Origin of the sequence: Actinomadura logoneensis (assembly GCF_003428695.1) — a bacterium.
Classification (GTDB): Bacteria; Actinomycetota; Actinomycetes; order Streptosporangiales; family Streptosporangiaceae; genus Spirillospora; species Spirillospora logoneensis.
Genome location: NZ_QURH01000152.1, coordinates 1 through 7,870 on the forward strand (window position 1 = coordinate 1; position 7,870 = coordinate 7,870).

Consider the following 7,870-nt stretch of genomic DNA (forward strand, 5'->3'; position numbering starts at 1 on the left):
CGCCGTCATGGCCGGCGCCGCGGCGGGCGAGCCGAGGCCCCGCCGCGGCCTCGGGCTGCCCGCGGCGACCGCGCTGGTCATGGGCAACGTCATCGGCGTCGGCGTCTTCCAGCTCCCCGCCGCGATCGCCGGCTACGGGACGGTCGGCATCGTCGCGTTCGGGGTCGTCGGGGTGTGCTCCGTCCTGCTCGCCGTGGTCTTCGGCTGGCTCGCCCGGAGGCTCCCGCACACCGGCGGCCCCTACGTCTACGCCCGCGACGCGTTCGGCGAGCTCACCGGCTTCCTCACCGCCTGGTCCTACTGGATCACCACCTGGGCCAGCAACGCGGCGCTGGTCGTCGCCTGGGCGGGCTACGTGGACGTGCTCGTCCCGCTGCACGGCCGCGGCCCGTCGCTGCTGGTGACCATGGGCGCGCTCTGGGCGGCCGTCCTCGTCAACCTGGCGGGAGTGCACGGCGCGGGTGTGATCGCGGTGGTCACGACGGTGCTGAAGTTCGTCCCGCTGCTGCTGGTCGCCGTCGTCGGGCTGTTCTTCATGAAGAAGGCGAACTTCGGGCCGTTCGTGGTGCACGGCGGTCCGCTGGGCGCGCTGTCGGCGTCCGCCGCCGTGCTGATGTTCAGCTTCCTGGGCGTGGAGTCGGCGACGGTCGCCGCCGAGGAGGTGCACGACGCCCGCCGCAACGTCATGCGCGCGACCGTCATCGGGACCGTCGCCGCGGCCGTCGTCTACGTGGTCGGCACCATCGCGGTCTTCGGGCTGGTCCCGCATGGTGAGCTGGCGCACTCCACGGCCCCCTACGCGGACGCCGCCTCGGCGATGGTCCGGGGCTGGAGCGGCGCCGACGAGGCGATGGCGGTCGCCGCGGTGATCTCCGGCGCGGGGACGCTCGTCGGCTGGACGCTGATCAGCGCGCGGATGCCGTACGCCGCCGCCCGGGACGCCCTGTTCCCGGTGATGTTCCTGCGCCGGAACCGGTGGGGCGTGCCGGTGATGTTCCTGCGCCGGAACCGGTGGGGCGTGCCGTGGGTCGGCCTGGTCGCGGCCGGGGGGCTCGCGTCCCTGATCACGCTCGCGAACTACACCGGCGGCCTGCAGGCGGCGTTCACGGCGCTCGCGCTGCTCACCACCTTCACCGCCTGCGTCCCCTACGTCTTCTCGGCCGCCGCGCACCTGCTCTGGCTGCTCGCCGACCACGGGCCGGCGGGACGGCCGGAGGCCATGGTCCGGTTCATCCGGGACGTGGTCGTCAGCGCGATCGCCGTCGCGTTCACGATCTGGCTCTGCGCCGGAGCCGGCTACGAGGCCGTCTACCAGGGCGTCCTGCTGCTCTTCACGGCGATCCCGGTGTTCGTGTACATGCGCTGGCGGGCGGCGCGGGCCGCCCTCGGACGGGAGGCGGAGCCGGCGCCGGGGAGCCTGGCGGCCACCTCGCCGGACGGCTCGGATGTGGGTTAGGTAAGCCTTGCCTGCGTGACTGACCGCACCGGCGAACGGTTGATGGCCGGGAAGGAATTACGGCACACTGATGTTGTGAAAAACGTGAGCGAGACGCCGACCAGCGCCGAGGCCGCCCCCGGGCGGCCCGTCGGCGTGCCGTCGGTACCGCCGAGCGGCGAGCGCGACACCCGCGCGCGCGTCGCGCGGCTCATTCTCGAGCACGGCCCGATCACCGCCTCCACGCTGGGGGAGCGGATGGGCCTGACGCCCGCCGCGATCCGCCGGCACCTGGACGCCCTCGTCACCGAGGGCATGATCGAGGTCCGCCGCGACCGCCGTCCGGCGCATCGCGGCCGCGGCCGGCCGGCCAAGTGGTTCGCCATCACCGACGCCGGCCGCAGCGCGTTCGTCCACGCCTACGACGACCTGGCCACCAGCGCTCTGCGCTTCCTCGCCGAGCGGGCGGGGGAGCAGGCGGTGGCGGAGTTCGCCCGGCGGCAGATCGCCGACCTCGAGCGACGCTACCACCCGGTCGTCCAGGGGGCGCCCCCGCAGCAGCGGGTCCGGCGCCTGGCCGAGGCCCTGTCCGCCGACGGCTACGCCGCCGCCGCGGGCAAGGCGCCGCAGCAGAACGGCGGCGAGCAGCTCTGCCAGCACCACTGCCCGGTCGCGCACGTCGCCGCGGAGTTCCCGCAGCTGTGCGAGGCCGAGACCGAGGCGTTCAGCCGCCTGCTGGGCACCCCCGTCCAGCGGCTGGCCACCATCGCCCACGGCGACGGCGTCTGCACCACCCACGTCAGCTCCCGGTCCCTCTGCGAGGCGGCCAGGGCCGACGTTCAGAACACCAGTGACGAGGAGACCGGAGGGTCCTCCCTATGACTACGGCTGCCCACCCCGAGCTGGAAGGGCTCGACAGGTACAAGTTCGGTTGGGCCGACCCCGACACCGCCGGGGCCTCGGCGCGCCGCGGGCTGAACGAGGACGTCGTCCGCGACATCTCGGCCAAGAAGGGCGAGCCCGACTGGATGCTCGACCTGCGGCTGAAGGGGCTGCGGCTGTTCGACAAGAAGCCGATGCCCGGCTGGGGGTCGGACCTGTCGGAGATCGACTTCGACAACATCAAGTACTTCGTCCGCTCCACCGAGAAGCAGGCCGCCTCCTGGGAGGACCTCCCCGAGGACATCAAGAACACCTACGACAAGCTCGGCATCCCGGAGGCGGAGAAGCAGCGCCTCATCGCGGGCGTCGCCGCGCAGTACGAGTCGGAGGTCGTCTACCACAAGATCCGGGACGACCTCGAGGAGAAGGGTGTCATCTTCCTCGACACCGACACCGGCCTCAAGGAGCACCCGGAGATCTTCCAGGAGTACTTCGGCTCGGTGATCCCGGTCGGCGACAACAAGTTCGCCGCGCTGAACACCGCGGTCTGGTCCGGCGGCTCGTTCATCTACGTCCCGCCGGGCGTCCACGTGGAGATCCCGCTGCAGGCCTACTTCCGGATCAACACCGAGAACATGGGCCAGTTCGAGCGGACGCTGATCATCGCGGACGAGGGCTCCTACGTGCACTACGTCGAGGGCTGCACCGCGCCGATCTACAAGTCGGACTCGCTGCACTCGGCCGTCGTGGAGATCGTCGTGAAGAAGGACGCCCGCGTCCGCTACACGACCATCCAGAACTGGTCGAACAACGTTTTCAACCTGGTCACCAAGCGCGCCGTCGCCTACGAGGGCGCGACCATGGAGTGGATCGACGGCAACATCGGCTCCAAGGTCACCATGAAGTACCCGGCCGTCTACCTGCTGGGCGAGCACGCCAAGGGCGAGACCCTGTCGATCGCCTTCGCCGGCGAGGGCCAGCACCAGGACGCGGGCGCCAAGATGGTGCACGCCGCGCCGAACACCTCCTCGACGATCGTGTCGAAGTCGGTGGCGCGCGGCGGCGGCCGGACGTCCTACCGCGGCCTGGTGCAGATCCAGGAGGGCGCCGAGCACAGCAAGTCCACCGTCAAGTGCGACGCGCTGCTGGTCGACCAGATCTCCCGGTCCGACACCTACCCGTACGTCGACGTCCGCGAGGACGACGTGGAGATGGGCCACGAGGCCACCGTCTCCAAGGTGTCCGAGGACCAGCTGTTCTACCTGATGAGCCGCGGCCTCACCGAGGACGAGGCGATGGCGATGATCGTGCGCGGGTTCGTCGAGCCCATCGCGCGCGAGCTGCCGATGGAGTACGCGCTCGAGCTGAACCGGCTCATCGAGCTGCAGATGGAAGGAGCCGTCGGCTGATGGGGCTCGACACCAAGCCTCTCGCGACGCTGCACGAGAAGGCGTCCTACGAGGTCGCCGACTTCGAGGTGCCGACCGGACGCGAGGAGGAGTGGCGGTTCACCCCGCTGCGCCGCCTGAAGGGCCTGCACAACGGCACGGCCGACGCGTCGGGCAAGATCATCTCCGAGGTCGAGGCCCCGGCCGGGGTCACGGTCGAGACCGTGGGCCGCGACGACGAGCGGATCGGCAGGGCGTTCGTGCCCTCCGACCGGGTCAGCGCCCAGGCGTGGTCGTCCTTCACCGAGGCGACCGTCGTGACCGTGCCGAAGGAGCTCGAGGCCGTCGAGCCCGTCGTCATCCGGCGCAACGGCGAGGACGCGTCCGGCGCGGCGTACGGGCACACCACCGTGATCGTGGAGCCGTTCGCCAAGGCCACGGTCGTGCTGACGGGCCGCGGTTCGGCCGTCTACGCCGAGAACGTGGAGTTCGTCGTCGGCGACAGCGCCTCGCTGTCGGTGATCAGCCTGCAGGACTGGGCGGACGACGCCGTGCACGTCGCGCGGCAGCACGCGAGGCTGGGCCGCGACGCCCGCTTCACCTCGCACAACATCAGCCTGGGCGGCGACCTGGTGCGGGTCTCCCCGTCGGTCGAGTACGCCGAGCGCGGCGGCGACGCCGAGCTGTACGGCGTGTACTTCGTGGACGGCGGCCAGCACCTGGAGCACCGGCTGCTGGTCGACCACGCCGTCCCGACCTGCCGCAGCCGGGTGGACTACCGCGGCGCGCTGCAGGACCAGGACGCCCATGCGGTCTGGATCGGCGACGTGATCATCCGGGCCGAGGCCGAGGGCACCGACACCTACGAGCTGAACCGCAACCTCGTCCTCACCGACGGGACGCGGGTCGACTCGGTGCCGAACCTGGAGATCCTGACCGGCGAGGTCGCCGGCGCGGGGCACGCCTCGGCGTCCGGGCGGCTGGACGACGAGCACCTGTTCTACCTGCAGGCGCGCGGCATCCCGTTCGACCAGGCCCGGCGCATGGTGGTGCGCGGCTTCCTCGGCCAGCTCGTCGACCGCATCGAGGTCGACGAGGTCCGCGAGAAGGTCGCCGCCGCGATCGAGGCCGAGCTGGACCGGGCCCCGGCCCGAGAGGCGGAGCCGGTCCGATGAGCTTCGTGAGGGTCTGCCCGCTGGCGGAGGTCCCGGCCGACGGCGCGCTCGCCGTCGAGGTGGACGACACCCCGGTCGCGGTGGTGCGCACCGGCGAGGAGGTGTTCGCGGTCAGCGACATCTGCTCGCACGCCGAGGTCTCGCTCTCCGAGGGCGAGGTCTACAACGGGACGATCGAGTGCTGGCTGCACGGGTCCTGCTTCGACCTGCGGACCGGCAAGCCCACCAACCCGCCCGCGACGCAGCCCGTCGCCACCTACAAGGTCAAGGTCGAGGACGGCGACGTCTACGTCTCGCTCGACTCCGAGGACTAGGAAACACTGATATGGCCACCCTTGAGATCCGCGACCTGCACGTCTCCGTGGGGGACGGCGAGTCCGCGAAGGAGATCCTGCGCGGCGTCGACCTGACCGTGAAGGCGGGCGAGACGCACGCGATCATGGGCCCGAACGGGTCCGGCAAGTCCACGCTCGCCTACGCGGTCGCGGGCCACCCGAAGTACACCGTCACCTCCGGCGCGGTCACCCTGGACGGCGAGGACGTCCTGGCGATGAGCGTGGACGAGCGCGCCCGCGCCGGCCTGTTCCTCGCGATGCAGTACCCCGTGGAGGTGCCGGGCGTCTCGGTGTCGAACTTCCTGCGCTCGGCCGTCACCGCCGTCCGCGGCGAGGCGCCGAAGCTGCGCGAGTTCGCCAAGGAGACCAAGGCCGCGATGGACGCGCTGTCCATCGACCCGGCGTTCGCGCAGCGCTCGCTGAACGAGGGCTTCTCCGGCGGCGAGAAGAAGCGGCACGAGATCCTCCAGCTGGAGATGCTCAAGCCGAAGATCGCGGTGCTGGACGAGACCGACTCCGGCCTGGACGTGGACGCCCTGAAGGTCGTCTCCGAGGGCATCAACCGGTTCCACGACGGCGACCCGGAGACCGGCGTCCTGCTGATCACGCACTACACCCGCATCCTGCGGTACGTGAAGCCCGACTTCGTGCACGTGTTCGCGGGCGGCCGGATCGTCGAGCAGGGCGGCCCGGAGCTGGCCGACGTGCTGGAGAACGAGGGCTACGAGAAGTACGTGAAGGCGGGCGCGTCCGCATGACACTGCTTCCGGAGGAGATCAAGAAGGACTTCCCCCTCCTCCAGCGGACGGTCCGGGGCGGGAACCCCCTGGTCTACCTGGACTCCGGGGCGACCTCGCAGAAGCCCGTCCAGGTGCTGGACGCCGAGCGGGAGTTCTACGAGCGGCACAACGCGGCCGTGCACCGCGGCGCGCACCTGCTCGCCGAGGAGGCCACCGACGCGTTCGAGGCCGCGCGGGAGAAGGTCGCGCGGTTCGTCGGCGCCGTCCCGGGGGAGATCGTGTTCACCAAGAACGCGACCGAGGCGATCAACCTGGTGGCGTACGCGATGAGCAACGCCGCCACCTCCGGACCCGAGGCGGAGCGGTTCAGGGTCGGTCCCGGCGACGAGATCCTCGTCACCGAGATGGAGCACCACGCCAACCTCGTCCCGTGGCAGCAGCTCTGCCGCCGCACCGGGGCGACGCTGCGCTGGTTCGGCATCACCGACGAGGGCCGGCTGGACCTGTCCGAGCTCGACTCGCTGGTCAACGAGCGCACCCGCCTGGTCGCGCTCACGCACCAGTCGAACGTGCTCGGCACCGTCCCGCCGATCGAGCTGATCGCCGCGAAGGCCCGGCAGGTCGGCGCGCTGGTGGTGCTGGACGCCGCCCAGTCGGTGCCGCACATGCCGGTGGACGTGGCGTCCCTCGGCGCGGACTTCCTGGCGTTCTCGGGCCACAAGATGCTCGGCCCGACCGGGGTCGGCGTGCTGTGGGGCCGCGGCGAGCTCCTGGAGGCGATGCCCCCGTTCATCACCGGCGGCTCGATGATCGAGACCGTCACGATGGAGGGCACCACCTTCATGCCGCCGCCGCAGCGGTTCGAGGCCGGGTCGCCGAACGTGGCGCAGGCCGTGGCGCTCGGCGCGGCGGTCGACTACCTGTCGGACCTCGGCATGGAGAACGTCCATGCGCACGAGGTCGCGCTCACCGGGTACGCGCTGGAGCGGCTCGGCGAGATCGCGGGCGTGCGGGTGATCGGCCCGGGCACGACCGAGGCGCGCGGCGGGGCGGTGTCGTTCACGGTGGAGGAGATCCATCCGCACGACGTCGGCCAGGTGCTGGACGAGCTGGGCGTGGAGGTCCGCGTCGGGCACCACTGCGCCAAGCCGATCTGCCGCCGGTTCGGCATCCCCGCCACCACCCGGGCGTCCTTCTACGTGCACAACACCCTGGCGGACGTCGACGCCCTCGCCGACGGCATCCGGCAGGCGCAGAAGTTCTTCGGAACAGCCTGACGCAACGGGCCGTTGAAGGACGTCGAAGGCCCCTCACGAGGAAACGGAAGCCATGCAGCTTGAGGCGATGTACCAGGAGGTCATCCTGGACCATTACCGCAACCCCCACAACAAGGGGCTGCGGGAGCCGTTCGAGGGCGAGGCGCACCACGTCAACCCGACCTGCGGGGACGAGGCGACGGTGCGCGTCCACCTGGACGGCGCGGGCCGGGACGCGGTCGTCGCGGACGTCTCGTACGACGCCATGGGCTGCTCGATCAGCCAGGCCAGCGCGTCGGTGATGACCGACCTGGTCATCGGAAAGTCCGTCAAGGAGGCGATGGGCGTCGGCGAGGAGTTCCTCGCGCTGATGCAGTCGCGCGGCCAGGACGTCGACCTGGACGAGGACGTCCTGGAGGACGCCATCGCCTTCGCCGGGGTGTCCAAGTACCCCGCCCGGATCAAGTGCGCCCTGCTCGCCTGGATGGCGTTCAAGGACGCGACCGCCCGCGCCCTGGGAGAGGCAGCATGAGCGAGAACGCCACCGGAACCGAGAACCCGGCCGTGGACGCGGCCGAGACCCCGGCCGAGACCGGAGTCCAGGCCGCGGACGACGCGGCCCAGGCCCCGGCCGAGGCCGGAGCCGGGGAGGCCGCGCC

The 7,870-nt window shown here is 71.3% G+C and carries 8 protein-coding genes; all 8 read left to right on the forward strand.

Annotation, left to right across the window (positions count from 1 at the left end):
- The coding region (locus DZF91_RS07990; RefSeq protein ID WP_199486492.1) for an APC family permease at positions 1 to 1,456 on the forward strand (1,456 nt) is incomplete at its 5' end.
- Positions 1,457 to 1,498: 42 nt separating this feature from the next.
- Positions 1,499 to 2,317, forward strand: a complete 819-nt coding sequence (locus DZF91_RS07995) for a helix-turn-helix transcriptional regulator (protein WP_117356843.1) — start codon at positions 1,499 to 1,501, stop codon at positions 2,315 to 2,317.
- Positions 2,314 to 3,726: a Fe-S cluster assembly protein SufB gene (gene sufB / locus DZF91_RS08000; RefSeq protein WP_117356844.1), complete on the forward strand. Its 1,413-nt coding sequence runs from the start codon at positions 2,314 to 2,316 to the stop codon at positions 3,724 to 3,726. The genes DZF91_RS07995 and sufB overlap by 4 nt, the downstream gene beginning before the upstream one ends.
- Complete coding sequence (gene sufD, locus DZF91_RS08005) at positions 3,726 to 4,880, forward strand: Fe-S cluster assembly protein SufD (RefSeq protein ID WP_117356845.1); 1,155 nt, start codon at positions 3,726 to 3,728, stop codon at positions 4,878 to 4,880. Before sufB ends, sufD begins: the two co-directional genes overlap by 1 nt.
- Positions 4,877 to 5,194 carry a bifunctional 3-phenylpropionate/cinnamic acid dioxygenase ferredoxin subunit gene (locus DZF91_RS08010; protein WP_117356846.1) on the forward strand — a complete coding sequence of 106 codons (318 nt, stop codon included), beginning with the start codon at positions 4,877 to 4,879 and terminating at the stop codon, positions 5,192 to 5,194. The genes sufD and DZF91_RS08010 overlap by 4 nt, the downstream gene beginning before the upstream one ends.
- An 11-nt stretch (positions 5,195 to 5,205) precedes the next feature.
- On the forward strand, positions 5,206 to 5,973 hold the full coding sequence (gene sufC, locus DZF91_RS08015; protein WP_117356847.1) for a Fe-S cluster assembly ATPase SufC: 768 nt from the start codon (positions 5,206 to 5,208) through the stop codon (positions 5,971 to 5,973).
- On the forward strand, positions 5,970 to 7,232 hold the full coding sequence (locus DZF91_RS08020) for a cysteine desulfurase (RefSeq protein ID WP_117356848.1): 1,263 nt from the start codon (positions 5,970 to 5,972) through the stop codon (positions 7,230 to 7,232). The genes sufC and DZF91_RS08020 overlap by 4 nt, the downstream gene beginning before the upstream one ends.
- A gap of 52 nt (positions 7,233 to 7,284) precedes the next feature.
- Complete coding sequence (gene sufU, locus DZF91_RS08025; protein WP_117356849.1) at positions 7,285 to 7,743, forward strand: Fe-S cluster assembly sulfur transfer protein SufU; 459 nt, start codon at positions 7,285 to 7,287, stop codon at positions 7,741 to 7,743.
- Positions 7,744 to 7,870 lie beyond the last annotated feature (127 nt).

What these genes read in the sequence shown, in the direction of transcription:
- sufC (WP_117356847.1), top strand. Translation starts at nt 5,206, where the DNA reads ATGGCCACCCTTGAGATCCGCGACCTGCACGTCTCCGTGGGGGACGGC.
- DZF91_RS08020 (WP_117356848.1), top strand. Translation starts at nt 5,970, where the DNA reads ATGACACTGCTTCCGGAGGAGATCAAGAAGGACTTCCCCCTCCTCCAG.
- DZF91_RS07995 (WP_117356843.1), top strand. Translation starts at nt 1,499, where the DNA reads ATGGCCGGGAAGGAATTACGGCACACTGATGTTGTGAAAAACGTGAGC.
- sufB (WP_117356844.1), top strand. Translation starts at nt 2,314, where the DNA reads ATGACTACGGCTGCCCACCCCGAGCTGGAAGGGCTCGACAGGTACAAG.
- sufU (WP_117356849.1), top strand. Translation starts at nt 7,285, where the DNA reads ATGCAGCTTGAGGCGATGTACCAGGAGGTCATCCTGGACCATTACCGC.
- sufD (WP_117356845.1), top strand. Translation starts at nt 3,726, where the DNA reads ATGGGGCTCGACACCAAGCCTCTCGCGACGCTGCACGAGAAGGCGTCC.
- DZF91_RS08010 (WP_117356846.1), top strand. Translation starts at nt 4,877, where the DNA reads ATGAGCTTCGTGAGGGTCTGCCCGCTGGCGGAGGTCCCGGCCGACGGC.